General features: G+C 72.3%; 18 protein-coding genes. 12 read left to right on the top strand and 6 right to left on the bottom strand.

Going from position 1 to position 26,895, the window contains the following annotated elements:
* Window positions 1-15 precede the first annotated feature (15 nt).
* Window positions 16-10,578 (top strand): calcium-binding protein, encoded by a 10,563-nt coding sequence (locus ACXR8F_RS17275; RefSeq protein ID WP_458802327.1) that lies wholly within the window; start codon window positions 16-18, stop codon window positions 10,576-10,578.
* A 99-nt stretch (window positions 10,579-10,677) separates the two neighbouring features.
* Here ACXR8F_RS17275 and msrA read toward each other — a convergent pair whose 3' ends face one another.
* Window positions 10,678-11,352, bottom strand: coding sequence for a peptide-methionine (S)-S-oxide reductase MsrA (msrA, locus tag ACXR8F_RS17270; protein WP_458802325.1), 675 nt, complete (start codon window positions 11,350-11,352; stop codon window positions 10,678-10,680).
* 108 nt (window positions 11,353-11,460) lie between these two features.
* Window positions 11,461-12,690, bottom strand: coding sequence for a threonine--tRNA ligase (gene thrS / locus ACXR8F_RS17265; protein WP_458802323.1), 1,230 nt, complete (start codon window positions 12,688-12,690; stop codon window positions 11,461-11,463).
* A 281-nt stretch (window positions 12,691-12,971) separates the two neighbouring features.
* Here thrS and ACXR8F_RS17260 point away from each other — a divergent pair, with 281 nt between their 5' ends.
* The 5 genes from ACXR8F_RS17260 (at window position 12,972) to ACXR8F_RS17240 (ending at window position 17,827) form a co-directional block, all read left to right on the top strand.
* Window positions 12,972-13,988, top strand: a complete 1,017-nt coding sequence (locus ACXR8F_RS17260; protein ID WP_458802321.1) for a GNAT family N-acetyltransferase — start codon at window positions 12,972-12,974, stop codon at window positions 13,986-13,988.
* A complete protein-coding gene (locus ACXR8F_RS17255) occupies window positions 13,985-14,983 on the top strand; it encodes a GNAT family N-acetyltransferase (RefSeq protein WP_458802319.1) in 999 nt (332 codons plus the stop codon). The genes ACXR8F_RS17260 and ACXR8F_RS17255 overlap by 4 nt, the downstream gene beginning before the upstream one ends.
* 152 nt (window positions 14,984-15,135) lie before the next feature.
* Window positions 15,136-15,711, top strand: coding sequence for a hypothetical protein (locus ACXR8F_RS17250; protein ID WP_458802317.1), 576 nt, complete (start codon window positions 15,136-15,138; stop codon window positions 15,709-15,711).
* Between the two features lie 197 nt (window positions 15,712-15,908).
* Window positions 15,909-17,207 (top strand): sensor histidine kinase, encoded by a 1,299-nt coding sequence (locus tag ACXR8F_RS17245; RefSeq protein ID WP_458802315.1) that lies wholly within the window; start codon window positions 15,909-15,911, stop codon window positions 17,205-17,207.
* Window positions 17,204-17,827, top strand: coding sequence for a response regulator (locus tag ACXR8F_RS17240; RefSeq protein ID WP_045187638.1), 624 nt, complete (start codon window positions 17,204-17,206; stop codon window positions 17,825-17,827). The genes ACXR8F_RS17245 and ACXR8F_RS17240 overlap by 4 nt, the downstream gene beginning before the upstream one ends.
* A gap of 39 nt (window positions 17,828-17,866) precedes the next feature.
* Here ACXR8F_RS17240 and ACXR8F_RS17235 read toward each other — a convergent pair whose 3' ends face one another.
* Complete coding sequence (locus ACXR8F_RS17235; RefSeq protein WP_458802312.1) at window positions 17,867-18,580, bottom strand: SGNH/GDSL hydrolase family protein; 714 nt, start codon at window positions 18,578-18,580, stop codon at window positions 17,867-17,869.
* A gap of 44 nt (window positions 18,581-18,624) precedes the next feature.
* Between ACXR8F_RS17235 and ACXR8F_RS17230 the strand changes: the two genes are divergently transcribed.
* Together ACXR8F_RS17230 and ACXR8F_RS17225 are read left to right on the top strand one after the other, a co-directional pair.
* A complete protein-coding gene (locus ACXR8F_RS17230; RefSeq protein WP_458802310.1) occupies window positions 18,625-19,803 on the top strand; it encodes a cystathionine gamma-synthase in 1,179 nt (392 codons plus the stop codon).
* Window positions 19,804-19,828: 25 nt separating this feature from the next.
* Window positions 19,829-21,175 carry a glutamate mutase L gene (locus ACXR8F_RS17225; RefSeq protein WP_458802308.1) on the top strand — a complete coding sequence of 449 codons (1,347 nt, stop codon included), beginning with the start codon at window positions 19,829-19,831 and terminating at the stop codon, window positions 21,173-21,175.
* Between the two features lie 162 nt (window positions 21,176-21,337).
* Here the strand turns inward: ACXR8F_RS17225 and greA are convergent, their stop codons facing one another.
* Both greA and ACXR8F_RS17215 read right to left on the bottom strand, forming a co-directional pair.
* A complete protein-coding gene (gene greA, locus ACXR8F_RS17220) occupies window positions 21,338-21,823 on the bottom strand; it encodes a transcription elongation factor GreA (protein WP_045187631.1) in 486 nt (161 codons plus the stop codon).
* Between the two features lie 210 nt (window positions 21,824-22,033).
* Window positions 22,034-22,405 carry a DUF4307 domain-containing protein gene (locus ACXR8F_RS17215; protein ID WP_458802306.1) on the bottom strand — a complete coding sequence of 124 codons (372 nt, stop codon included), beginning with the start codon at window positions 22,403-22,405 and terminating at the stop codon, window positions 22,034-22,036.
* Window positions 22,406-22,578: 173 nt separating this feature from the next.
* Between ACXR8F_RS17215 and mca the strand changes: the two genes are divergently transcribed.
* Together mca and ACXR8F_RS17205 are read left to right on the top strand one after the other, a co-directional pair.
* A complete protein-coding gene (gene mca, locus ACXR8F_RS17210; RefSeq protein WP_458802304.1) occupies window positions 22,579-23,631 on the top strand; it encodes a mycothiol conjugate amidase Mca in 1,053 nt (350 codons plus the stop codon).
* Entirely contained in the window at window positions 23,631-23,936 is a 306-nt protein-coding gene (locus tag ACXR8F_RS17205) for a hypothetical protein (RefSeq protein WP_458802302.1), read from the top strand. Before mca ends, ACXR8F_RS17205 begins: the two co-directional genes overlap by 1 nt.
* Window positions 23,937-24,013: 77 nt before the next feature.
* Here ACXR8F_RS17205 and trhA read toward each other — a convergent pair whose 3' ends face one another.
* A complete protein-coding gene (trhA, locus tag ACXR8F_RS17200; protein WP_458802300.1) occupies window positions 24,014-24,724 on the bottom strand; it encodes a PAQR family membrane homeostasis protein TrhA in 711 nt (236 codons plus the stop codon).
* A gap of 223 nt (window positions 24,725-24,947) precedes the next feature.
* On the opposite strand from trhA, the gene ACXR8F_RS17195 reads away from it, so the two are divergent.
* Window positions 24,948-25,709, top strand: coding sequence for an isoprenyl transferase (locus ACXR8F_RS17195; RefSeq protein ID WP_045187623.1), 762 nt, complete (start codon window positions 24,948-24,950; stop codon window positions 25,707-25,709).
* Between the two features lie 166 nt (window positions 25,710-25,875).
* Window positions 25,876-26,850 carry a hypothetical protein gene (locus ACXR8F_RS17190; RefSeq protein WP_458802296.1) on the top strand — a complete coding sequence of 325 codons (975 nt, stop codon included), beginning with the start codon at window positions 25,876-25,878 and terminating at the stop codon, window positions 26,848-26,850.
* Window positions 26,851-26,895 lie beyond the last annotated feature (45 nt).

Below are 26,895 nucleotides of genomic sequence, written 5' to 3'. Positions count from 1 at the left end.
TTCTGGGGAGAAACCATGGTGCGCAAGTCCATTCGTCGTGCCCTCGGAGCGGTCGTGGCCTCGCTCCTCGTCGTGGTGGGAGCTCTGGCCGGCCCCTCGCCCGCCTTCGCCGCCGACCCGGACCCCGGCGTCGACAGGGTGGTGGCGTTCCTCGGCGGGAGCGGCGGGACCGCGAACCTCGCGTCCTGGACGAGCGGTCTCGCGACGCTGGACACCTTCGGCAAGCAGCTGCCGTTCGTCGCCGCCAGCCCCGGGGGCCTGGCCGGACTCGACGACCTCGTCAGGGAGGGCGTGACGAGTGCCCTGCCCGGCACGACGACGTGGGCCGACCTCGCGACCTCGGGGGAGGCCGTCAGCCTGCCCGGTGGCCGCGCCGGCACGCTCGACATCGCGGTCGACGACCTCGGCGAGGGCAAGCGCGTCCACGTGAACCTGGTCGTGACCCGCACGGCCACGCAGCAGTCGCTCGCGGTCAGCTCGGCCAGCCCGCGCGTCGAGCTGAGCTCGCCGAAGGGGGTCACCGCCACGGTCGAGGCGACGCTGTCGCTGTGGGTGGTGTGGACCGGGCCCACGACGAACAAGGTCTACCTGGCGAGCGACGCAGCGCACGCGCCCCGTGTCGACGTCGACGTCACCGCGCACCTGTCGGCCGCCGCGAAGGCCGCCGTCGGCATCCTCGGCGTGACGCTGAGCAGCACCGACTTCGCGGTCACGGCGCACGCGTACGCGAGGATCGACGACCCGAACAACGACGGGGTCCTCGCCTTCGACGCCGCAGGCACCGGCGACGGCGAGCTGGCCGCCGACGGCTCGCTCGCAGGCCTCGTCACGGCCGCCCTCGACGCCAGCGGCTCACCCTCGCAGCCCGGCACGGCCGGCTCTGTCTCGGGCACCCTGCACGTCGCCGCCGACACGAGCGGCCTCGCCGGAGTGGCGTTCCCGACGAACGTCGCCGCAGACGTCACGGTCGTCTGGCCCAACATCGCCACGGGCTCGCCGACCGTCGCGGCCCCGACGCTCGCCGGCCTCGTCGGCAAGTTCCAGAACATGAGCCTGCGCGACCTCGCCGACGGCCTGGCCCAGGTCGCGACCGCGCTGACCGGCATCCAGGCCGCGAAGTTCGACCCCGACGGCGCCGGCCCGCTGCCGTCGACCGGCAACCTCGACCTGCCGTTCCTGCGGGGCACGGTGTCCGACGCCGTCAAGGCCAACCAGGTGCTCGTCGACTTCCTGAAGGCCAACGTGGTGCAGGCACCGGACCCGAACCAGCCCTCGCCGCCCGGCTTCGACGCCTCGACGGTCGGCAACCCCACCTTCGACTCGCTCCAGGACCTCGTCGCCAAGCTCAAGGCGGCGGGCATCGGCCTCGACAACCTGTCGTGGGACGCGACCACGAGCAAGCTCGTGTTCCGGTTGCGGATGGTGAAGGCGGCGCCCTCCGCCGGCGTCGCCATGGACGCGGGAGCCGCGCGGACGTCGCGCCCGTCGGCGACGTACTCGGCCACCGGGCTCACGCTCGACGACGGCACCCAGCCGTGGACGGCGGACCAGTGGGTCGGCATGCGGGTCATGGCCGGCACGTCGGCCGGTGAGATCACGGCCAACACGAAGAACTCGCTCACGGTTTCCGGCACCTGGATCGGTGGGCAGCCCTCTGCCAGCACGCCGTTCGTCATCGTCGGCCCCGAGGCGCAGCTCGGTGCCGTTACCTTCGGCGACCAGCTGACCGACCAGCCGGGTGGCACGGGACCACGGCGCGGCATCCTTCGGGCCAACTCCGCCCAGACGTTCGCGACGGTCAAGCCGTCGTTCGCCGCCGACCTGACGCTGGTGCTCGACCTCCAGGACCCGAGGACGGGCAACGACTGCATCGGCTTCGAGGGCAACACGAAGGCCTGCCCGTTCGTCCAGTCGACCGGCGCGTTCTCGACCAACGTCACGTCGCTGCCACTCGGTCCCGACCGCATCCTGGTGCGCACCGGCACCCCCCTGCTCACGGCCGACTTCCCGGTCGACACCGCGGTCGACTTCACCGCCAACGCCGGCTTCTTCCAGGTGCGGCTCAAGGGCTCCCTGTCGGTGTGCAACAGCTCCGCGCCGGCCGACTGCTCGGCTGCGGGCTCGGGACACATGCTCTCCATCGGCCTCCGGCAGGCCGGCGACGCCCAGCACGACCTTCGGCTGCGCGAACTCTTCGCAACACTCGTCACCGACACCCCGACGGGCACGAGCCAGGCCGGCGACCTGCTCGACGTCGACCTGAACGTACGGGCCACCGCCGACCTCAAGGTCTCGGTGCCCGACGCAGCCGGATTCCTGCCGGCCGGCACCGACGTCGGCGTCGCCGCCCACTGGAACGACCTGACCCAGGTCAGCGGCAGCGACGGCCCGCAGCTCGACCTCAGCCGGCTGAGCCGCATCTTCGCCCTCGACATCAAGCCGGGCTCCCAGGCCGAGCTGTTCGCCATCGTCCTGAAGACGCTCCAGACGATGGCGGCGCAGCTCGCCGACGCGCAGCCCGGCGGTGCGACCGGCATCTACAGCCGCGAGATCCCCGGCACGGGCACGTCGTTGCGCGACCTCATGCGGCGCGACGCGTCCGGGGTGGGCTCCGACGTCAACTACGGGACCAACACCCTCCAGCACGTGGGGCGCACGTTCGACGCGTCGTTCGTCGGGCGCACCGTCGTCGTCGGCACCCAGGTGGCGGTCGTGGCCGCTGCCTCCGGTGACACGGTGACGCTCACGCAGGACTGGGCGCAGAAACCCGCCGACGACACGGCATACGCCTTCCGCTCCCCGCTCGACGACGCCCTCGACGTCATCTCGCTGCACCCGCCGCAGAACATGCAGGACCTCCTCAAGGTCCTGGACGACCGGCTCGGCACGGGAGCCCTCCATTTCCGGTACCTCGACACCGGCGGCACCCCGAACGTCGTTCTCGACCTCGACTGGAAGCGCGACTACCGCACGAGCACCCCGCTGCGCCTCGACCTCGGCGGCGACAGGTCCCTCGTCACGGCCGCTGCCACGGGGCAAGGGGCCGCGCACGTCACCGGCGGCGTCAAGGTCGGCCTCGTCGTGCCGCTCGCACCGGGCACGGGCCCGGACGACGCCACCTCGCTCAAGGTGCTCGCCGACTCCAAGGTCAGCATCGGCGCCGACGCCGCCTTCACCGGCCGCGCCGCAGGGACGATCGGCCCGCTGACGGTCTCGGCAGGAGACCCGGGCGGCGACCCGGCCAAGCAGGCGAAGCTGCGGGCCAACCTCAGCCTCGAGCTGTCCGACACGGGCGCCGCGGCCGACACCCCGGTCAGCTTCTCGACCTTCCTGTCCGGGCTCGACGTCGGCTTCAACGCCTCGAACGCCCCGGTCGACTGCGGCGAGGGTCTGAGCACCCCGCTCATGGTCTGCGGGGTCATCCCGCTCTACGCGACCGTGTCGGGCGGTCCGACGACGTCGCTCGGCTCGGTCGCCCTGCGCCTGCAGGACTCGACCGACCCCGCGACCCTGCTCGACCTGACCGGCAACCTCCCGGCACCGGACGACGCGAAGAAGCGTTTCGAGCTGCCAGACCTCTCGGCCGCCTTCGCGAACGCGTTCGCCGACTTCACCCAGATCGGCCCCGGCCTCGACGGCTACCTCGAGAAGATCGAGCAGTCGATGCGCCTCGCGACGTTCGACGGGAAGCTGCCCTTCGTCGGCAAGGACCTCCAGCAGGGCGCCGACTCGATCGGGCGCCTGCGCGCCGAGATCAAGGCCAAGCTCGGCACCGTGCCGGCGAGCCCCAAGGAGGCCAAGGACTACGTCAACACCAAGCTCGCCGAGGCGATCACCGCGGCCGGGCTGCAGAAGACGAGCCTGACGGTCGACTACGAGTGCACCGCCAAGCTCGAGCCCACCGGCGCGCCGACGCTCGCGGCGACCCCGTCGACGGCCGGCGCGACGAAGTGGCGCTACGAGATCGTCGCCAGCCAGGGCACCGGCGCGGGCACCGACGGCGACACCGTCGCCTCCCCGCCGAGCGCCGAGACGACGACCGCGTTCACGAGCACGGGCGGCGGCAACTCGATCAAGGTGTCGTGGACGAAGTCCGGCGGCGCGACGAAGTACAAGGTGCTGCGCAGCAAGGACGGTGGCCCGTTCGAGCTCGTCAAGGTCGTCGACGCGGCCTCGGGCAGCGCGCAGACCTTCACCGACGACGGCAGCACCACGGCAACGACCTACACGCCCGTCACGACGAAGCCCATGCTCATCGACTGCCCGACGACGAGCATCAACGGGGTCAACCTCGCCTTCGACGTCAAGGCCGGCACGGTGACGCCCGACGACGGCTGCGTGCCCGGCTCGGGCTGCCTCGGCGACGGCAGGACGCTGCCGCTCGACATCGGCATCCCCGGTCTCGCGCTCAAGGCCGGCGACGACGACGCCATCACCTACGGCCTCGGCATCCAGCTGCACGTCAAGGCAGGCGTCAACACCGACGACGGCTTCGTCATCTACACCCACGACAGCTGGCAGGACGGCGCCCCCGCACCCGAGTTCGGTCTCGGCGCGCGCTTCGACATGCCCGCGACGATGAAGGCCCAGCTCGCCTTCCTCGACATCGACGTCAAGAAGAACGGCTCCGCGCCGCTCTTCGCCGGCGCCTTCCTCGTCGACCTCAGGTCCCGCGACACGACGGAGACGGCCGGCAGCGTGCTGACGATCTCCGACATCGCCCGCGGCGACGCGTCCTCGCTCTTCGGCATCTCGCTGACCGCGAAGATCAAGGCCGACTGGCTCGTCAAGGCCTCGGTCGACTCGGTGCTGCCCGGAGTGCAGGCGAACTTCGTTCTCGGGTGGGAGTTCTCGAACAAGGACCTCAAGAACCTCGGCGTCCCGACGATCGAGTTCAAGGACGTCGCGATCGACGCCGGCGGGTTCCTCTCGAACCTCCTCGGCCCGGTGCTCAAGAAGGTCAAGTCGGTCACCGGACCGCTCCAGCCGGTCATCGACACCCTCTACGCCCCGATCCCGGTGCTGTCCGACCTCAGCAAGATGGCCGGCGGAGGCGACGTCAGCCTCATCACCCTCGCCAAGACGTTCAACACCCTCGCCGGCGGACCGAAGCTCGACTTCGTCGACAGGATCGCGGCCCTCACCACGCTCATCAACAACCTGCCCGACTGCGGTGGCGGACCCGGCGACCCGACGTGCCTCATCCCGATCGGCAAGTTCCTGGTCGACGGCGGCAAGGCCCTGACGACGAGCGTCTCGCCGACGAGCAGCCTCGCGCCGAACTCGCCGACCTCCCTCATCAAGGGCGCCTCGGCGGCGAGCAAGGACGACGTGAAGAACGCCCTCAACAGCAAGGGAGGCAAGGGCAACGTGTTCGGCTCGGGTGGCACGGCCGGCAGCGCGAACAAGTCCGGCTTCACCTTCCCGATCCTCGACGACCCCGCGTCGGTCTTCAGCCTGCTCATGGGCAGCGACGTCTCGCTCGTCGAGTTCGACAGCGGCCCGCTGACGCTCGGCTTCACGTGGCGCCAGGCCTTCGGCCCGGTCTACGCGCCGCCGCCCGTCATGGTGACCCTCTCCGGCTCGGCGTCGGTGACGCTGCGCTTCATGGCCGGCCTCGACACCGCCGGCATCCGGTATGCCGTGGAGGCGGCCCAGGCGGGCACGTCCGTCGACGCCGTGAAGCTGCTCGACGGCCTCTACTTCAAGACGACCGACGGGAGCGGGGTGCCCGTGCCGGTCGTGCGGCTCGACGGTGAGATCGCCGCCGGCGCAGCGGTGACGGCCGTCATCATCACCGTCGGCATCGAGGGCGGTCTGCACCTGACCATCGGCTTCCACTGGAACGACCCCAACAACGACGGCAAGTTCCGGGTCAGCGAGTTCCTCCACGCGGCGGCCAACAACCCGCTCTGCCTCTTCACGACCACCGGGCGCCTCAGTCTCTTCCTACGGCTCTACGTGACGCTCGGGTTCTCGCCGTTCAGCGTGTCGTTCTCCATCAACATCGCCGACATCACCCTGCTCGACTTCACGGCGAAACCGAACTGTGAGCCACCACCGCCACGGCTCGGGGGCACCAGCGGTGACACGCTCGTCGTCTTCGCCGGGCGCTTCGGCACCGACGCGGCCCGCGGCACCCCGTGGGGCAACACCGCCGACACCGAGTCCGACACCGTCAAGGTGACCGCGCTCTACTTCGCGCAGAAGACTGGCGACGACGACGGCACGAACCCCGACTTCGACGGGTTCAAGGTGCAGATGCTCGGTGAGACGCGCGAGTACCTCGACGCGGGCCTCAAGCGGGTCGTCGTCGACGGCCGCGGCTCGGCCACGCCGCTCGTCGTCAGCTTCGTCGGCGACGGCAAGAAGGACGCGAACCCGTCGTCGCCGACCACGCAGGCCGACCTGTCGGTCTTCGACAAGGACGCGATCGTCTTCGGGACCCCCGGCAAGGACCAGGTCCAGACCGGCACGGGCAACGCCTGGGTCGACGGCGGCGCGGGCGACGACCGAATCGTCACGGCTGACGTCGCGGGCAAGGTGGCCCGTGTCGCGGGTGGGGCCGGAGCCGACGCCATCACGACCGGGCTGGGCGCCGACCTCGTCTCCGGCGACGGCGCGCTGCCGCAGCAGACGCTGGCAGTCACGGCCGCGCTCAACCCGGTCGACGTCGAGAACGCGAAGGGCTCGATCACCTCGGTGAAGCTCGACGACGTCGTGGACTGGACGGAGCTCGACGCCGACCCGACGCAGGGGGCCCAGGGCGCCGGCGGTGCCGACGTCATCAGCGTCGGCCTCGGCAAGAACCGCGTCAACGGGGGCCCGGGCGACGACAAGATCGGTGTCGCCTCCGACCGGCCCGGGGCGACGGCGGGCACGACGACCCGCTCCGAGGGCAACGTCCTCATCGGTGGGCTCGGCAGCGACTCGCTCACCGGTGGCTCCGGTCCCGACACGGTCTACGCGTCCACCGAGGGCTCCTTCGGTGTCGACGACCCGGGCACCGCCGACACGCTGACGACCCCGTCGGGCAAGCCGTCGATCCCGAACATCATCGAGACCGGTTCCGGCGACGACAAGGTCTGGGGCAGCGCCGTCGAGGACGTCGTGACCAGCCACTCCACGAGCGGCGAGCACGCCCGAGTCATCGGTGGCGGCGGCCCCGACGCGCTCGTCGGTGGCTACGGCACCGACGCGCTCTTCGGCGGACCGGGCGACGACTACGTCGTCGCCGAGCCGAGCCAGGTGGGGGCCCGGGGTCTCGACGCGGCCGGCAACGCCCGCGGTCCCGACGTCGTCGAGGGCGTCGACTTCGGTGCCTACCGCGTCGTGTCGCACCTGCCGGTCCCGGCGGGGGAGACCTCGTCGCGCAAGACGCTCGTCGGCGGCCTGGGCAACGACCACGTCATCGGTGGCGACGGTCCGGCGACCGTCTTCGGCGACACCCTGCGTGATGCAGCCACCCTCGACGCCGCGAAGGACGAGACGTGCCGACCCGGCAGCCCCGTCACGAGCGACCCCGTCCCCGAGGGCACCTCGGGCGCGGGTGGTGACGGCAACGACCTGGTCCTCGGCGGCGCCGGCGTCGACACCATCTCGGCGGGCGGTGCGAGCGACCGCGTCCTCGCCGGTGGTGGAACCGACCTCGTCTGCGGGCAGGAGGGCACGGACGTGCTGCTCGGCGGCGACGACGCCGACCACGTCTGGGGCGGCAGCGGCGACGACCGCGGCTACGGCGACGCCGGGGCCGACCTCGTCTTCGGCAACGGCGGCCAGGACCAGCTCTACGGCCAGGCCGGCACCGACGTCGTCGAGGGCGACGACGGTTCCGACCGCATCAGCGGTGGCGAGGGCAGCGACGTCCTCTACGGCGGCACCCGAGCCGCCGGCCGCACCGACGTCGGACCGGCCGACGCCGGGGACACGATCTCCGGTGACACCGGCGACGACGTCATCGTCGGTGACAACGGCACGGTCGACGACCCGACGAGCGCCGCTGACGCACACGCGATCCCGTTCGACCTCGACGGTCTGACACCGTCGGCCGGCCGCGGCGACGTCGTCTACGGAGGCAGCGGCGACGACACGGCATACGGCGGCCTGGGCGGCGACGCGGTCAACGGCGGCGACGACGCCGACCACCTCGAGGGCAACAACGGCTCCGACGTCGTCCACGGCGACGCGGGCGAGGACGAGGTCGTGGGCGGGTCGTTCCAGCAGGCGGGCGCCGGCACCGGCCGGCCGGACGCCGGGGACGTCCTCCACGGCGACGCCGGCCCCGACCTCGTCGCCGGCGACAACGCGGTCGTCGTCTCGGGCGTCCCCGCGGACGACACCACCCCGGTCACGAGGATGCGCGGCTTCTCGCGCACCCACCGGGTGACGCTGCTCGACCTCGGCACGAGCCCGGTCCTCGCCAACTCCGGCGCCGACCAGGTCTTCGGCGGCGACGGCCAGGACGTGATCCTCGGCCAGAGCGGCACCGACCGGCTCAAGGGCGAGAGCGACGGCGACTACGTCGAGGGCGGGCCCGACGTCGACTGGGTCGAGGGCGGCCTCGGCGACGACGACCTCGTCGGCGGCAGCTCGACACCGTCCGCAGGCGGGGCCTCCTCCGGCGCGACGTCGGGCGGCCAGCCCGACACCGACGACGCCGTCTTCGGCGGCCCCGGCGACGACGTCGTGCTCGGCGACAACGGCCAGGTGCTGCGCCCGGCCGCCGGTCAGGCACCCAGCTCGGTCACCGTGCGGCTCGGCAGCGCCGCCGGCACGGCCATGACGCCGCGCGTCATCCAGCCGTGGGACCTCGGCGCCAACCCGCTGACGACACCCTCGGCCGTGCTCTACGGCTTCGACCGGCTCTCGGGCGGCGACGGTGTCGACGTGCTCCTCGGCCAGGACGGCAACGACGCGGTCACCGGTGACGCCGGGCCAGACCACGTCGAGGGCAACGGCGGCGCCGACCAGCTCTTCGGTGACCTGCCGTTCGGCCAGTCTTCGGCGCACGGCACGACCGTCGCGGCGGTCACGGCCGCCTGGCCCGGCTCGGCGAGCCCCACCGCACTGCTGCGCGGCACGAGCTCGGTGCCGGGACAGGACGACGTCATCGGCGGATCGGCGGCCCCCGGCTTCCGTGACGGCTCGGACGTCGTCGAGGGCAACGGCGGCGACGACGTCGTCCTCGGTGACAACGGCTCGCTCCTGCGCACCCTGCAGGGCGGCGGGGGCGCCCGCACCGAGAAGGTCTACGCCGACCGCTACCCGGACGGGGCCGTGTCGTCGGACGCCACGGCATCGCGCACCCACGACCCGGCGCTGCCCGGCCCGAGCACGCGCTTCTGCACGACCGCGCAGTCGACGTGCGAGGTGGCGGGTGCGTTCGGTGCCGACACGTTGTGGGGTGACGACGGCAACGACGGCATCTGGGGCCAGGACGGCGGCGACGCCATGTCCGGCGGCTACGGCGACGACGACCTGTACGGCGAGCTCGGCGACGACCGCATCGACGGCGGCAGCGGCGGCGACGCGATCGTCGGCGACCGGGGCGGCATCGTGAACCAGTACCTGAGCCCGGGGGACACCCCGGCCCAGGCGTCGGTGACGCTCAACAGCCCGCCCAAGGAGACGTTCACCGCGTTCCCGCGCGGCGCGTACGACCGGCGTGTCGACCTGCTCCACGACGTCGACGGCGACCAGTGGATCGGGACCTCGACGGACCCGGCGATGCCGCACAACGGCATGGACGAGGGTGGGCGAGACCTCATCCGGGGTGGCTCCGGCGACGACGCGATCCACGCGGGCTTCGGCGACGACGTCGCGAACGGCGACAGCGGCGGCGACGACCTCTTCGGCGGCGACGGCGAGGACGTCCTCTGGGGCGGCCAGGGCTGCGACGCCGGGCTCGACGCCGCGACGCCCGAATGCCTCGTGGGCGGGGTGTTCACGCCGAGCTCGCGCGGCACGGACGACCGGTTCGTCGACCACCTCTTCGGTGGCGCGGGCGAGTCCGACGTGTCGAAGCAGGACGTCCTCGGCTCCGACCTGCTCGATGTCCGGCCCCGCGGCTCCTACACCCCGGGCGGCGGCTGCACGCTCGGCGCCTGGCCGCTGACGACGGGCACCGGCAGGAACGCGGTCACGGTCGACCCGTGCCTGTGGTTCGAGATGGCGGGCCTGGCCGACGCCGACCCGTCGAACGACAACCACCACCAGGGCACCGACTGGATCTACGGCGGCTGGGACCGCGACGTGCTCCAGGGCGACGTCTCGGCCAACGGGCCCAACCCGGGCGACCGGCTCATCGACTGGAACGGCGCGTACAACCTGTTCACGCACTGCAACAGCGCGTACGGCGGCTTCAACGACGTGCGGCAGCACTCGCCGGCGATGCAGGACTTCCTGCAGCAGCTGGCGTGGACCTCGAGCGCCGGTCGTCCCGGCACCGACGTGACCACCGCGGGCTCCTCGGCCTTCCGCGAGCTGGCCATGGTCCACCCGGGCGAGACGGCGCACGGTGCCGGCTCGGCCTACCCGGGCACGCCCGGCCACTTCGACGAGACGGCCTGCACTCCCTGACCGATCCCCTCCGCACGGACGCCCCCACCCGACCCGGGTGGGGGCGTCCTCGTGCAGGCGCCGGGAGCCGGCTGGAGCCGGCGGCTCCGGCTACGGGCGTCAGGCGGGCGGGGCGATGTCCTGCTGCGACGGCAGCTGGTCCTGGCGCACGATGCCGACCGGGCAGGTCATGCCGTTGGGCCCGTGGTTGCAGTAGCCGCCGGGGTTCTTGTGCAGGTAGCCCTGGTGGTAGTCCTCGGCGAGGTAGAACGGCCCGGCGTCCTCCGCGGAGCGGATCTCGGTCGTGATCTGCCCGAACCCGTTGTCGTCGAGGACCTTCTGGAAGGCCTCGCGCGTGGCCTCCGCGGCGAGCCGCTGGCCCTCGGTGGTCCAGTAGATGGCGGAGCGGTAGGCGGTGCCGATGTCGTTGCCCTGACGGTTGGCGGTCGTCGGGTCGTGGTTCTCCCAGAACGCCTTGAGCAGCAGCTCGGGCGACGTCCTCTCGGGGTCGTAGACGACGCGGACCGTCTCGGCGTGGCCGGTGCGTCCCGTGCACGTCTCCTCGTAGGTGGGGTTGGGCGTGTAGCCGCCCATGTAGCCGGCGGCGGTCGAGACGACGCCGTCCTGCTTCCAGAAGATGCGCTCGACGCCCCAGAAGCAGCCCATCGCCACGTAGAGCACCTCCGACTCCTCCGGCCACGGCCCCTCGAGCGGGGTGCCGAGCACGACGTGGGTCGGGCTCACCTGGAACGGGCGCTCCGCACGGCCGGGGAGGGCCTCCTCGCGAGCGGGCATCTGGGTCTTCCTACCGAGTCCGAACACCATTCCAGTGTCACATCCTTCGTGTGGCGTGAGTGGTACGCCTCTGCAACGCCCGAGACCCCTCCCGTATGCCGGACCGGGTCAGGCCCAGTCGACCTGCCCGCACCGTCCGTCACGCGCCGCCACGACGCGATCGACCAGGCGGTCGACCGCGACGACGTCCCGGAAGCCCGCCGCCACGTCGGTGACCTGCGCCGATGCGTCGGCCGCCTCCCGTGCCCCCACGACGGCCACCACCGCGACCCGCCGGCGCCGGGCCTCACGGATGCGCGAGCCCAGGGAGTCGTCGCAGACGAGCTCCACGCGTACGCCCTCGGCGCGCAGCGCGTCGACGAGCGCTCGGGCCGCGTCGTCCTCTTCGGCCGACACCGGCAGCACCGCGACCTGGACGGGCGCGAGCCACAGCGGCAGGCGCCCCTCGTAGCGTTCGAGCAGGGCCGCGGTGACGCGCTCCATCGAGCCCACGGTGCCGCGGTGCACCATGACGACGCGGTGCCGCTCGCCGTCCTCGCCGTGGTAGGTCAGGTCGAAGCGCTCGGGCTGGTTGAAGTCGACCTGGACGGTGGCGATGGTCTCCTCGTGGCCCCGGGAGTCGAAGACCTGCAGGTCGACCTTCGGGCCGTAGAACGCCGCCTCGCCGGCCGCCTCGACGAGCGGCAGGTCGTAGCCCTCGAGCACCTCGCGCGCCGACTCGCGCAGGGAGCCCTGCACGACGTCCCACTGCTCCCGGCTGCCGAGCCACGCGTCGGAGTCGTCGCGCAGCGACAGCCGCACGTGGTGCACCGGCAGGCCCAGGATGCGCTGGGCCTCGAGCGCGGCGCGCAGCCCCCTCGCGACCTCCGCCCCGGTCTGGTCGGGCCGGCAGAAGACGTGGGTGTCGTCGAGGCTGATCTGGCGCACCCGGGTCAGCCCCGAGAGCACGCCGGACCGTTCGGCCCGGAACATCGGGGCGAGCTCGTTGAACCGGACCGGGAGCTCGCGGTAGGAGTGGCTGCGCGCCTTGTAGACGAGGGCGTGGTGCGGGCAGTTCGCCGGTCGCAGCACCACCTCCTCCTCGCCGAGCTGCATGGCGGGGAACATGTCGTCCTCGAACTTGGCCCAGTGACCGGACCGCTCGAAGAGGGCACGCTTGCCGAGCACCGGGGTGTGCACGTCGACGCAGCCGTCGGCGTGCGCGAGGTCCTTGGCGAGGCGTTCGAGCTCGCTGCGGATGACGGACCCGGCGGGCCGCCAGAGCGGCAGCCCGGCGCCCGCGAGCGCGTCGGTGGCGTAGACGTCGAGGTCGTGGTTGAGGTCGCGGTGGTCGGACATGGCGTTCTCCTGGGCCGGGGTGCCCGGGTCGGCCGGAGACGACGAACGCCCCGGAGTCGACTCCGGGGCGTGGGTTGCGGTGGGTGCTAGAGCAGCAACAGTGCGCCGGAGGGGTCCGGCGTCGTCGTCTGCTGGGAGCGCTGCATGTTTCGAGGGTAGGGCGGGCGCGTCGCTGCCGCAACGCGATTGCGTGGCACGCGTCACCGATGACGTATGCCGTGCGTCCGCGTCCGCGGAAAGTCGCTGGCCCGCGCAGGGGTGAGGTCGACAGACTCGGGGCCGTGAACGAGGACCCCGACATCAGGCCCATCGACCTGCTCGACCCCGTGCAGGAGCCGGCGGCACGCGACTGGATCGAGGTCCACGCCGCCGTGCAGCGCGAGCTCTTCGGAGACCGGGGGAGCGCGTGGACGCTCGAGGAGATCCGCGGCTTCCACCGTTCGCCCACCGGACGCCGGTTCGCCCTGGCCGCCTGGTCGGCGGACCGCATCGTCGGCGCCCTCGAGGTGCGGATGCCGACGACCGACAACCTCGACCCCGCTCTCGTGTGGCTCTCGGTGCACCCGGACCACCGGAAGCGCGGCCTCGGTGCCGCCCTGCTGCGTGAGGGCGAGTCGATCGCCGCGGCCCACGGCCGCGGCACGCTCATGGGCGAGACGGAGTGGGCCGAGGGTGACACTGACGAAGCGGAGGCCTTCGCGGCGCGCCACGGCTACGCCATCGGCCAGACGATGATCCGCAGCGCCATGCGGCTGCCCGCCGACCGCGCACACCTCGAGGCGCTCGCCCGGTCCGACGACGACTACGCCGTCGAGTCGTTCGTCGACCACATCCCGGAGGAGTGGCTCGACGACCGGGCCGTGCTGCAGCAGCGGATGAGCACGGACGCGCCGCTCGACGACCTCGCGCTGGAGGAGGAGGCCTGGGACGCGGAGCGGGTGCGCGAGTCCTTCGCGCGGGCCCTGGAGTCGGGTCGTCGCTTCGTCGAGTCCGCGGCCCGGCACCTGCCGACCGGGCGTCTCGTCGCCTTCACGACGATCGCCGTCTCCGCCGGCAGCCCCGACCTCGGGTACCAGCAGGACACTCTCGTGCTCCGCGAGCACCGTGGCCACGGGCTCGGTCTGCGGCTCAAGGCCGCCAACGCCCTGCGTGTCATGGACGAGCTTCCCCAGGTCACCTCGGTGCGCACGTGGAACGCCGCCAGCAACGCCCACATGCTCGCCGTCAACCGGCGGCTCGGCTACGCCGTCGAAGGGTACAGCCGGGAGTGGCAGAAGCAGACGGGGGGAAACGAATGAGCCTTCAGGTCAAGGAGATCGAGCTGCGGGTGGGAGACCCGGCCAGCGAGGCCTGGCTCGCAGTCCACCACGCCGCCAACCGCGCCGTCTGGGGAGAAGGCGCCGAGCGCATCTCGGTCGAGGAGATCCTCGACATCGCCCCACGCCGTCACGAGGTGCGGCGCACCTTCGTCGTCGTTGCTGCCGGATCGGACGCACCAGTGGCTTCGGCACAGACCATCCGGCGCACCCGCGAGAACGTCGAGATCGGGGGCGTCTGGCTGTCCGTGCACCCCGACCACCAGAGGCACGGCATCGGCACGCTCCTCCTCGCGCACTGCGAGCAGTCACTGCGTGACGACGGGTGCACGCGCATCCACGAGCACAGCGGGTCTCCGGTCGAGAACGGCGACGGCGCAACGCAGTTCGCGCTCGCCAACGGCTACCGGCAGACCCTGGCCGACCTGCGGCAGGACCTGCCGCTGCCGGTGACCGAGGGGACGCTCACGGAGCTCGACCCGGGACTCGACGAGACGGCATACGTGGTCGAGACCGCTGTCGACGCGCTGCCGGAGGAGTGGCTGGAGGACCGCGCACTCCTCGCGAGACGCATGAGCACCGACGCGCCGACGGGCGACATCGAGCTCGACGAGGAGGACTGGGACGCCGACCGGGTGCGCCGGCAGTGGAACACGCCGAGCCCGATCTGGGCCGTCGAGACGGTGGCCCGGCACGTGCCGTCCGGGCAGCTCGTCGCCTTCACCGACCTGCTCGTCAGACCCGCCCAGCCCGACCTCGCCGTCCAGTCCGACACGCTCGTGCTCCGCGAGCACCGCGGTCACGCCCTCGGCCTCGCGGTCAAGCTGGCCAACCTCCGCGTGCTTCAGCGCGAGCGGCCCGACGTGACGACCGTGCGCACGTGGAACGCCGACACCAACACCCACATGGTCGCCATCAACGCGCGGATGGGCTTCTCGGTCACCGGCTGGACCCGCGAGTGGGCCAAGGACCTCTGAGACGCGGGACGAAAGCGACGGAAGCGGACGGGCCGCCGAGGTACTAGGACCAAAGCCCGATGGCGCCCGACCGAGCGCAGGCCGCACCGTGGGATCAGAGCATCCGCACACCAACCCGAACGCGGGAAAGGTGCCTCGCAGAGGAGATCCCGATGAGACGACTCACCGTTGCAGCGGTGGCTGTTGCCGCCCTCGTTCCCGCGGCGCTGGGCCTGATCGGCAACAGCTCGTTCGCCCAGAGCATCCCCACCCACGTCCCACCGTCCGCCCAGGTCGTCACCGAGCCCGGGGACGACAACCCGCACACCGCCCCGGTCAGCACCCCCAGCGTGACGCGGACCGCCGAGGCCGGCGACGACAAGGGTGGGCAGCGCCCTCGCGGGTCACGCACCGAGGCAGGTGACGACCGTGGCTCGCACGCCGAGCCCGGCGACGACCGTGGCGGCTCGTCGAACCGTGGCTCCGGCTCGTCGACGTCCGGCAGGTCCGGGTCGTCGGGGTCGTCGGGGTCGTCGGGGTCGTCGGGGTCGTCGGGGTCATCGAGCTCGTCGAGCACGTCAGGGTCGTCGTCGTCCGGTTCACGTGTCCCCGGGACGTCGACCACCCGTACGTCCGACGACAGCGGCGGCCGGTCCGGCACGTCCTCCTCGGGCTCTTCCGGCTCTTCCGGTTCCTCCGGCTCGTCGGGCCGCAACGGCGCGGACGACTCCGGGGCCGACGACCACTGACCATGAAGGCGACCGAACGCTCGGGCACCGGGAGCACGCTCCCGTTGCCTGGGGCGGCGCTCCGACCGGTGGATCCCCCACCACCGATCGCGCCGCAAGCCGTCGGCGAGCGAACCCACCAGAACCTCCCCCTCTGGTGGACGCTCGCCGACGGCGTCGCCCCGCCTCGGGTCCCGCCGCTCCCGAGCCGCCGGCGGATGCTGGTGCAGCTCTCGCTCGCCGCCCTCGCGGTGTTCGGCCTCGTGGTGGTCGGGACCTCGTTCGCGGCGAGCCGCCTCGCCGAGCGGCAGGTGCTCAACGACGTGGCGCACCGCACCAACCTGCTGGCGCTCGCCGTCATCCAGCCGACCCTCGAGGACGGTCTGCTCAAGGGCGACAAAGCGGCCTTCCAGGCACTCGACACCGTGGTCAAGGAACGAGTTCGGCCGAACGGCATCAAGCGCGTCAAGCTCTGGACCACCGACGGCACGATCGTCTACTCCGACGAGGCGAGCCTCGTCGGCAAGCGCTTCGAGCTCGACGAGGAGCAGCAGAACACGTTGGCCCACCCCCGCACCCAGGCCGAGGCCACCGACCTCGACCGCTCGGAGAACGAGTTCGAACGAGGCGACGGCAAGCTGCTCGAGGTCTACCAGCCCGTGTGGGCGCCCAACGGCACAGAGCTGCTCTTCGAGGTCTACGGCGACTACCAGCCGGTCCAGGAGCGGGCCTTCGACCTCTGGCGGGGACTCGCCGGCGTGCTCGCCACGAGCCTGATGCTGCTGCTCGTGCTGATGCTTCCCGTCATGTGGCGGTTGCTGGAGCGCCTCGAGGCCGCCCAGCACCACCGAGAGTCCTTGCTGCGCCGCGCCGTCGACGCCTCCGCGCGAGAACGCCGCCGCATCGCCGCCGACCTGCACGACGGACCGGTGCAGGACCTCGTGGCGAGCTCCCTCGCCGTCAGCGGCGCCGCCGAGGCCGAACGCGCGGCGGGACACACGGGCCTCGCGGCCACGATCAGCGAGGCCGCCGGCACCCTCCGGGCCAGCGTCGCGAGCCTGCGCTCCCTCCTCGTCGACATCTACCCCGAGCGCCTCGCCGACGCCGGGCTGTCCACGACGCTGGCCGACCTCGCCCGACCGCTGTCAGGTCGCGGGGTCGAGGTCCACGTCGACGTGGACGAGCCGGCGGCGGCCCGCCTCACCGAGGTCGCCCAGCAGCTGACCCACCGCGTGGCACGGGAGTGCCTGCGCAACGTCGTGCGCCACGCGGACGCCTGCCACGTCTCCATCAGGCTCGGCCCGAACGACGAGGACCCGGCCCACCCGGTCATGCTCACGGTGGAGGACAACGGGATCGGCTTCGATCCCGACATTCTGCCGCGACTTGAGGGACACTTCGGAATACGAGTACTCGCCGACCTCGCCACCGAGGTCGGGGCGGTGCTCCGTGTGAGCTCGTTCCGCGGCCGAGGCACGACGTGGGAGCTCGCCCTACCCGTGGAGGAGGTTCGATGACCACCGTCGTCGTCGTCGATGACCACCGGCTCGTCCGCGCCGGCCTGCGCACCATCATCGACGCCAGCGACGACCTCGACGTGGTCGGCGAGGCGGCCGACGGCGCCGAGGCCCTCGGGGTCGTCAGGGCGGTCGAGCCCGACGTGGTCCTGATGGACCTCTCCATGCCCGGTGTCGACGGCGTCGAGGCCATCCGACGGCTCAAGGCGGCAGGCATCCCTGCGCCGGTCGTCGTGCTGACCTCCTTCGCCGAGGCCGAGCGGGTGCGGGCGGCGCTCGAGGCAGGAGCCGTGGGCTACCTGCTCAAGGACAGCGAGCCGCGCGACGTCCTCGACGCGGTACGAGCCGCCTCCGCCGGCCACGCCCCCCTCGACCCCCGCGTCACGAGGGCGCTGCTGCCGTCCACGAGCCAGCACGCGGCCGGCGGGCCCGCCCTCAGCGGCCGCGAGCGCGAGGTGCTCGCCCAGGTGGCGCAGGGCCTGGCCAACAAGCAGATCGCCCGCAGCCTCGGCATCAGCGAGCGCACCGTCAAGGTGCACCTCGGCAACGTCTTCCGCCAGATCGGTGTCGGCGACCGCACGTCCGCCGCCCTCTGGGCCCGCGACCACGGCGTCGCCTGAGGCCCTCGCAGGCTCACCGCGCGAGCGCCTCACCACACTTCACAGACCGAGCAGCCCGGCCCGGTCCACGGAGCGCTCGACGACCGTAGCCAGGTCGGCGTAGCCGGCCTCGTTGGGGTGGAAGCGGTCCGAGGCCAGACGCCCCCACCAAGACCGCGGCCCCTCCCGCCGCACGTCCACGAGGACGACCCGGCCGGCCTCGGCGCGCTCGCGGAGCAGCCGGTCGACGGCCCGTGCCTCGCGGTGCGGGTTGGGCAGGTTCGACACCACGGCGTCGTCGGGCAACCGGTCGAGCAGCGCGGCGAACCGGTCGAAGAGCAGCCGGCGGTGGCGGCGCAGCACCACGTCGTTGGACCCGGCGACCACCGTGACGAGGGCTGCCGGCCGGTCGACGGTCAGGGCGGCCAGCGCTGGCAGCTGTCGCTCGAGGACGTCCTCGACGCGGGCCCCGTTGACGCCGAGGTTGACGAGCCGGTGCTGCCAGCCGCGATCCTCGAAGCGCCGGCTCAGCTGCCCCACCCACCCACGGTCGGGCGCCCCGGCCCCGATGCCGAGCGTCATGGAGTCGCCGAGTGCCACCCAGAGCGGGCCGGCCGCCCGCGCAGCCGCGCGGTTGTGCGCACGCCACCAGGCGGCATACGGCTCCACCTGCTCCTGCACGGCGCGGATGCCGGGGAACGCCGCCGAGAGGGCCGAGAGCACCGGCCCGCGGGGGCGCACCCCGTGGTTGGCGTAGTCGAAGTCGTCGCCCACGCCCGCAGCATCGCAGACCGAGCCGTGGGCATAGGCTCGTCACCATGTCTGACGAGCACGGCTTCTCCACGCGCGCCATCCACGCCGGCCAGGAGGCCGACCCGCTGACCGGTGCGGTGGTCACCCCGATCTACCAGGTGTCGACCTACAAGCAGGACGGCATCGGCGGGTTCCGCAACGGCTACGAGTACAGCCGGTCGGCCAACCCCACCCGCACGGCGCTCGAGGAGTGCATCGCGGCCCTGGAGGGCGGCAGCCGCGGCTTCGCCTTCGCGTCGGGCCTCGCCGGGCAGGACACCGTCGCACGGGCCCTGCTCGTGCCCGGCGACCACGTCGTCGTGCCCAACGACGCGTACGGCGGCACCTACCGCTACTTCAACAAGGTCGCGGGGCCCCAGGGCATCGAGCACTCCATCGCCGACATGGGCGACCTCGAGTCCGTGCGGGCCGCGATCCGGCCCGGGCAGACGAAGATGGTCTGGGTCGAGACGCCGACCAACCCGCTCCTCGGCATCGCCGACATCGCGGCCATCGCCGAGATCGCCCACGCGGCCGGCGCGATCCTCGTCGTCGACAACACGTTCGCGACCGCCTACCTGCAGAGCCCGCTCGCCCTCGGCGCCGACATCGTCACGCACTCGACGACGAAGTACTCCGGCGGCCACAGCGACGTCGTCGGCGGCGCGGTCGTCACCGCGAAGAGCATCACGGTGCCAGGCCTCGAGGACGCCGAGGACCGGATCGCCTTCCACCAGAACAGCATCGGCGGCGTCGCCGGCCCGTTCGACTCATGGCTCACGCTGCGCGGTCTCAAGACGCTCGGTGTCCGCATGGACCGTCACAGCGACAACGCCGAGAAGGTCGTCGAGTTCCTCGAGGGCCACGACGGCGTCTCGCAGGTGCTCTACCCGGGGCTGCCCGGGCACCGCAACCACGACGTTGCGGCGCGGCAGATGAAGCGGTTCGGTGGCATGGTCAGCTTCCGCATGAAGCGCGGCGAGGACGCCGCCGTCAAGACGTGCGCCGCCGTGAGCCTCTGGACGCTGGGCGAGTCGCTCGGCGGTGTCGAGTCGCTCATCGAGCACCCGGGGCGCATGACGCACGCCAGCGTCGCGGGCACGGAGCTCGAGGTGCCGGGCGACCTCATCCGCCTCTCGGTCGGCATCGAGGACGTCGACGACCTCATCGCCGACCTGCGCGAGGCGCTCGACATCCACGGCTGATCCGGCGCCGGCTCCCTCCTCACGCATGACGATCCTCGCTGTCGACTTCGGGTCGACCTTCACCAAGGGCGCCCTGCTCGCCGACGACGGCACAGTGCTGGGCACCGCGTCGACACCGACGACCGGGACCCAGCGCCGCGGCGACATACTCGACGGCTACCGCGACCTGCGGGAGCGCCTGGGCGTGCGCGGCGACGCAGTCGTGCGGGCCTGCTCGAGCGCCGGGGGAGGCCTTCGGCTCGCCGTCGTCGGCTACGAGCGCACCGTCACCGCCCAGGCGGGTCACCGGGTCGGCCTCTCGGCCGGTGCGAAGGTCGTGCACGTCGCGGCCGGTGAGCTGACCACCGCTGACGTCGCGGGTGTGCGCGCCTCGCGTCCCGACATGATCCTGCTCGTCGGCGGCACCGACGGCGGCAACAGCAACGTGCTGCTGCACAACGCCGCGCGCCTCGCCAAGGGGGCGGTCGGCGGGCACGGAGCGCACGCGGTGCCCGTCGTCGTCGCCGGCAACGTCGAGGCACGCGACGAGGCCGCCGGCGTGCTCGCGACGACCGACCGGCCGACGGTCCTGGCCGACAACGTGCTGCCGCAGATCGGCGTCATCGCGCCTGAGTCGGCGCGCGCAGCGATCCGTGAGGCGTTCCTGCACCACGTCATCGGCGGCAAGGGTCTCTCGCGCGATCCGGCGTTCGCGGCGATGGTGGAGGCCGCCACGCCCGACGCCGTGCTGCGCGGGGTCGAGGTGCTCGCCTCCGTCGCCGGTGGGGGAGACGTGCTCGTCGTCGACATCGGGGGCGCGACCACCGACGTCTACTCGTGCCTGACTCCCGAGGGCGAGGACGCCGGGCTGCGCAAGGACGTCGTCGCGCCCCTCTGGCACGCGCGCACCGTCGAGGGGGACCTCGGAATGCGGTGGAACGCCCAGCACGTCGTCGAGGCCGCGGCCGCCGAGCACCTGCTCGAGGGGGTCCGTGACGCCGACGCGCTGAGGGCGTATGCCGCCCGCGTCCACGAGCAGCCCGGCTCGCTCCCCGCCGACGACGTCGAGCGCGACCTCGATCTCGAGCTGGCCCGGCTCGCGGCGCTCGTGGCCGTGCGCCGGCACGCCCGCCCCGCGCAGCCCACCGAGGCGCCGCGACCGCTCGCGAACGTCACCGCCCTGGTCGGCTCCGGCGGCGTGCTGCGCCACACCGACGAGGCCGGGCGCCAGCGCGTGCTCGGCGCGGTGCTCGCCGACCACGCGGGCGGCTGGAAGGTGCCCCGCGCGGCGAGCGCGACGGTCGACACGGCATACCTGCTCTTCGCGGCCGGCCTGCTCGCGACCGACGCCCCCGACGTCGCCCGCGCCGTCGCCGCCCAGATCCTGCGCTGACGCCGGCCTCGCTCAGCGACGCCGGCCTCGCTCAGCCGCGCCGCAGCGCTGCCCCGTCAGCGGGACAGACTGGCGTCGCTGAGCCGGACCGGGCTCGGACGCCAGAACGGGGCCGGGCTCCCGTGGGAACCCGGCCCCGTTCGAGGCGGTCTGGGGCTCGGCTCAGCCGGTGTAGGGCTTGGCCGCGACGATCTTGACGTCGATCGTCTTGCCGTTGGGGGCCTCGTAGCTCGTGCTGTCGCCGACGCTCTTGCCGTTGATGGCGGCGCCCATGGCGGACTTCTCGGAGAACACCTGCAGGTCGGAGCCGTCGGCGATCTCGCGGTTGCCGAGCAGGAACGTCTCCTCGTCGCCGAAGATCTCGACCGTCACGAGCATGCCGGGCTCGACGACGCCGTCGTCGGGGGGCGTCTCGCCGATCGTCGCGTTGTGGAGCAGCTCGGTGAGCTGGCGGATGCGGGCCTCCATCTTGCCCTGCTCCTCGCGGGCGGCGTGGTAGCCGCCGTTCTCCTTGAGGTCGCCCTCCTCGCGGGCCTCTTCGATCTTGCGGGCGATCTCGATGCGACCTTCGCCCGTCAGCTGGTCGAGCTCCGCCTTGAGGCGGTCATAGGCCTCCTGGGTCAGGAAGCCAGCGGCAGTGTCGGTCACTGTAGTCACTCCTCGATTGAAGAGCGCCCACGCGGTGCTCGCGTGGGCGCCTCACAAAAATAAAAGGGACCGAACCGTGGTGTCACCGACTCGACGTGCCGGTCGGCGACGGGTCCGGACCCTTGGATGAAGCAACAAGGATAACAAAGCGAACGGCAAAAGCGCAGTTCACGACACGTTCGTGGCCACTGGGTGGACGGCCGGCGTCGGTCAGGAGCAGGTCTTGACCTGCCCGGTCACGGCTCGCGAGGTGGTGCGCAGCGTCGCCGACATCCGCGTGGTCTCGTCGGCGCTCGCGGGCACCCGGACGCTGCTCGTGCCGACGGGCGAGAAGTCGCGGGCCAGCGCCTCAACCGTGCAGGTCAGGGCGGTGCCGCCCGGGCGGTAGACCTCGAAGTCGACGCGCACCTGCTGGTCGCTGACGACCTTGTAGCCGAGCGTCTGCCAGCTCGGCTGTCCGAGCGTGGCCGAGAGCCCGAACCAGATGGCGAGCGCGACGCCGGCGAGGATGCCGACCGCGCCGATGACCCACCACTTGAGCTGGCCGGGGGCGGGGCGGGGCAGGGTCTTGCGGGACGGCATACGAAGTCCTGGCGGTCGGAGCCCGGGCGTCGGTGGCCGCGGGTGGGAGTGAGAGGATGACAGGCGGGTCCAGTCTCTCGTATGCCGGCAGGGCACGACGCGCGGGCCCGAGCGCAGAGCGGCCACGAGCCGTCTGCGCCCATCCCACCGACGATCGACGAACAGGGAGCCACGTGGCCGAGGGCATGCGGTTGATGGCGGTGCACGCGCACCCCGACGACGAGTCGAGCAAGGGCGCGGCGACGACGGCCAAGTACGTCGCGGCCGGCGCGTCCGTCATGGTCGTCTCGTGCACGGGCGGCGAGCGCGGCGACATCCTCAACGAGAAGCTCAAGGACGACCCACACATCCTGCGCGACATCGCCCAGGTGCGCCGCGACGAGATGAAGGCGGCGCAGGAGGTGCTCGGCTGCGAGCACACGTGGCTCGGCTTCGTCGACTCCGGCCTGCCGGAGGGCGACCCCCTGCCGCCGCTGCCCGACGGCTGCTTCGGGCTGGAGGACATCGACGTGACGACCGAGGCGCTGGTGCGGGTCATCCGTGCGTGGCGCCCGCACGTCATGACGACGTACGACGAGAAGGGTGGCTACCCGCACCCCGACCACATCATGTGCCACACGGTGTCGATGGCGGCCTTCGAGGCGGCCGGTGACCCGAGCCGCTACCCGCACGCGGGCGAGCCGTGGCAGCCGCTCAAGATCTACTACAACGGCGGCTGGTCCAAGCCGCGCCTCGAGGCGATCCACGAGGCGATGCTCGCCGAGGGTCTCGAGAGCCCGTATGCCGAGTGGCTGGCCAACTGGAAGCCGCGCCGTTCGGGGCGCCCCACGACGACGATCGCGTGCGGTGACTTCTTCGAGACGCGTGACCGTGCGCTCATGGCCCACGCGACCCAGGTCGACCCCGACGGCTTCTGGTTCCAGGTGCCGCTCGAGATCCAGAAGCGGGTCTGGGGGGTCGAGGAGTTCGAGGCGGCGCTGTCGTACGTGCCGGTGGCCGAGGGCGAGGACGACCTCTTCGCCGGCCTCGGCACGCCGGCCGAGGCCGACGCCCTCGCCACCCGCGGTGATCTCGAGCTCGTCCACGACGGGCGGGTCACCGAGGAGCCGGAGCCCGAGGAGGGTGCCGAGGAGGCTCGGCACCGGCACGGCGACAGCTCGGACACGCACACGGACGACCACGACGACGACCACGACGACCACGACGACGAGAAGGCGGGCGTCTGATGGGCAGCGGCGGCAACCTCCCGGTCGGCCCCGGCATCTGGGGCTTCATCGCGTTCTTCGTGCTCGCGATCTCGCTGTGGCTGCTCGTGCGCAACATGAACAGCCGGCTGCGCCGGATGGCCTACCGCGACCGCGACGAGGCGGCGGCCCGGGCCGAGACCGAGGGCACGGCGGAGGGGCCCGAGCCGGACCCCACGCGGGACGCGCCGCTCGAGGGCGGCACGGCGGGCGGCACGGCGGGCGGCACGGCGGGCGATGCGCCGGTCGACGGGCCGGACGACCGTCCGGTGCCCCGCAACGACTGAAACGCCCTGATCGAGAGAACGCTCCGTCACGCGATGCGCGTGACGGAGCGTTCTCTCGATCAGGGAGGGGGTGCTCGTCAGGTGGCGGCCTGGTAGCCGATCACGGCGAGGGCGACGGCCGCGAAGTGAGTCGCGAAGCCGCCGAGCGTGAAGGCGTGGAACACCTCGTGGAAGCCGAACCACTTGGGCCACGGGTTCGGGCGCTTGGTGCCGTAGACGATGCCGCCGGCGGTGTAGAGCAGCCCGCCGAGCCCGATGAGCGTGCCGATGAGGGGTCCGCCCTCGCGCCAGAACGGCACGACGTAGAACACCGCGGTCCAGCCGAGCGCGATGTAGAGCGCCGTGTAGAGCCAGCGCGGTGCGCTGACCCAGAAGATGCGGAAGAGCACGCCGCCGATCGCCGCGCCCCAGATGACGGTGAGGAGCAGTCGGGCCTGGTCGGCCGACAGCAGCGTCACCGCGAAGGGCGTGTAGGTGCCGGCGATGATGAGGTAGATGTTCGAGTGGTCGAAGCGCTTGAGCAGGCCCGCCATCCTCGGCCCCCACGTGCCACGGTGGTAGACGGCCGACACCCCGAAGAGCAGGGCGGCGCTGGTCGTGAAGACGATCGAGGCGGTGCGCACGGCGCCGGGTTCGGACAGCAGGACGAGCACGAGCCCGCCGAGCAGTGCGACGGGGAACATGCCGAGGTGCAGCCAGCCGCGCAGGCGTGGCTTGACGATGGCGACGAGGTCGGCGACAGGCCCGTTGGGGGACTCGTCGCGAGGCTGCTCGGTCGTGGTGCTCATGGGCCGAGTGTAACCTACGGAACCGTAGGTTACGGGTGCGTAGGTTGGCGGATGTTCACCAAGCCACGCGACGTCACACAACCTCCACACACGCCTCACAGGACCCGTCGACGGCTGCCGCCCGACCGCTGAGATCGCGTCGATCCCGGAGGGTACGGTGGGACCGCGGCCCACGCGGGCTGCGACCGAGGGCGAGGACGATCGAGGCGACGAGGAGGCCCCTGTGGGGTGGCGCGATGTGGTCTACGGCGCGTACGAACGCCGGGTCCTCAAGGATCTTCCCAAGGAGTCCCTCCCTCGCCACGTGGCCGTCATGCTCGACGGCAACCGGCGCTGGGCCCGCGCCCGCGGCGCCGGCACGGCCAGCGGCCACCAGGCCGGCGCCGACAAGATCGAGGAGCTGCTCGAGTGGTGCCGCGAGGCGGGCGTCGAGTACGTCACCCTCTGGCTGCTCTCGACCGACAACCTGCGTCGGCCGCAGGAGGAGCTTGCCCCGCTCCTCAAGATCATCGAGACGGCCGTGGCCGACCTCGCCGACACCGGCAACTGGCACCTGAAGATCGTCGGGGCCCGCGACCTGCTGCCGCGCGAGACCGCCGACAGCCTCAGCGACTCGGCGCGGCGCACCAAGGACGTCGACGGCATGACGGTCAACGTCGCCGTCGGCTACGGCGGGCGCCGCGAGATCGCCGACGCGGTGCGCGACCTGCTCCTCGAGCGTGCGGCCGCCGGCGAGTCCATCGAGCAGATCGCCGCAGGCCTCACCGCCGACGACATCGCCGGGCACCTCTACACCAAGGGCCAGCCCGACCCCGACCTCGTCATCCGCACGTCCGGCGAGCAGCGCCTCGGCGGCTTCCTGCTCTGGCAGAGCGCCACGTCCGAGTTCTACTTCTGCGAGGCGTACTGGCCCGACTTCCGCCACGTCGACTTCCTGCGCGCGCTGCGGGCGTATGCCGGCCGGCACCGTCGGTTCGGCAGCTGACCGACCGCAGGGGGGCAGGGGGTGGGGAGTGCTCCCCATTGTCCGCCTTCGCCCCCGCCCCGTAGGTTTCGGGGAGCCGGCTGGAAGACTCGCCGGTGGCACACGGCATACGGCCGGGGTGGCGAGCACACCGGAGCCACACGAGACGTCAGGGGAGCAGCGGAGCATGGCGATCTACAAGAAGGGCGCCGACCCGGTGGCGCTGCGTGCGTCGGCCGAGCGGATCACGGGCCACGCGCGCGAGTGCGAGACGGTCAAGGGTGAAGCCAGTCGCGCCGTCCACGCCCTCAAGGGGCAGTGGGGCGGCGGCGACCTCGACCACCTGATGAACCGCTGGCCCCCGATCGAGGCCCAGCTGACCCAGTTCGGCACCGACCTCGGCAAGCTCGCCGAGGCGCTGCGCCGCAACGCCGGCGCCCAGGACACGACGAGCGGTCAGGGGTCCGGCGGTGTCGGCCCGATGGGGGCACCCGGGTCGGGCCTGCCGTTCGGGCCCGGATCGCCGACCGGCCCCGGCGGGTCGGGGTCGGGCGACGGCGGCACCTCGCCCCTCGACGGCATCGCGAACGCCATGACGATCTTCGGCATGCCGAGCCTGCTCGCCCAGACGGCCGCCTTCGGCTCGGTCTTCTCCCGGTCGCAGGGCGCCCTCATGAGCGGCCGCTACCTGTCCAACATCACCGAGATGATGCGCGTCGGTGACAGCATGCTCGACGTCTTCCCGGGGGCGTCACGCTTCGCCGCCGGAGCGAACCTCTTCGCGGACGCCTGGGACATGAAGGGCCTCTCCGGACTCTTCGCCGAGGGCAGCGCGGCGGGCAACGCCGTCGGCAGGTTCGGTGTGCTCGGACCGGTGGGCATCGGCCTCAGCGCCGCCCAGCTCGGCGTCTCCATCGCCGAGGGTGACACCGAGGGCATCATCACCAACGGCCTCAGCACCGGTCTCGCGGCCGGCGCCGTGTTCGCGCCGCCGCCCATCAACATCGCGTGCGGCGTGGCCGGTCTCGGTGTCGCGGCCTACCAGAACATCCCGGCCGTGCACGACGCCGTCAACGCCGTCGGCGAGGGCGTCGCCGACGTCGCGGGCGACATCGGCGACGCGGCCTCCGACGCCTGGGACTCGGTGACGAGCATCTTCTGACCGGCGTCGCGCCCGGGACCAGGTGGCGGCACGTGACGAGGCTCG

This window comes from Terrabacter sp. AAH1, from assembly GCF_054456855.1.
This window is presented reverse-complemented; position numbering and strand designations above follow the sequence as displayed.

Coding starts and splice junctions, on each gene's coding strand:
- ACXR8F_RS17275 (WP_458802327.1), top strand. CDS start 16: ATGGTGCGCAAGTCCATTCGTCGTGCCCTCGGAGCGGTCGTGGCCTCG.
- msrA (WP_458802325.1), bottom strand. CDS start 11,352: ATGCCCGCTCGCGAGGAGGCCCTCCCCGGCCGTGCGGAGCGCCCGTTC.
- thrS (WP_458802323.1), bottom strand. CDS start 12,690: ATGTCCGACCACCGCGACCTCAACCACGACCTCGACGTCTACGCCACC.
- ACXR8F_RS17255 (WP_458802319.1), top strand. CDS start 13,985: ATGAGCCTTCAGGTCAAGGAGATCGAGCTGCGGGTGGGAGACCCGGCC.
- ACXR8F_RS17250 (WP_458802317.1), top strand. CDS start 15,136: ATGAGACGACTCACCGTTGCAGCGGTGGCTGTTGCCGCCCTCGTTCCC.
- ACXR8F_RS17245 (WP_458802315.1), top strand. CDS start 15,909: ATGCTGGTGCAGCTCTCGCTCGCCGCCCTCGCGGTGTTCGGCCTCGTG.
- ACXR8F_RS17240 (WP_045187638.1), top strand. CDS start 17,204: ATGACCACCGTCGTCGTCGTCGATGACCACCGGCTCGTCCGCGCCGGC.
- ACXR8F_RS17230 (WP_458802310.1), top strand. CDS start 18,625: ATGTCTGACGAGCACGGCTTCTCCACGCGCGCCATCCACGCCGGCCAG.
- ACXR8F_RS17225 (WP_458802308.1), top strand. CDS start 19,829: ATGACGATCCTCGCTGTCGACTTCGGGTCGACCTTCACCAAGGGCGCC.
- ACXR8F_RS17215 (WP_458802306.1), bottom strand. CDS start 22,405: ATGCCGTCCCGCAAGACCCTGCCCCGCCCCGCCCCCGGCCAGCTCAAG.
- ACXR8F_RS17205 (WP_458802302.1), top strand. CDS start 23,631: ATGGGCAGCGGCGGCAACCTCCCGGTCGGCCCCGGCATCTGGGGCTTC.
- trhA (WP_458802300.1), bottom strand. CDS start 24,724: ATGAGCACCACGACCGAGCAGCCTCGCGACGAGTCCCCCAACGGGCCT.
- ACXR8F_RS17190 (WP_458802296.1), top strand. CDS start 25,876: ATGGCGATCTACAAGAAGGGCGCCGACCCGGTGGCGCTGCGTGCGTCG.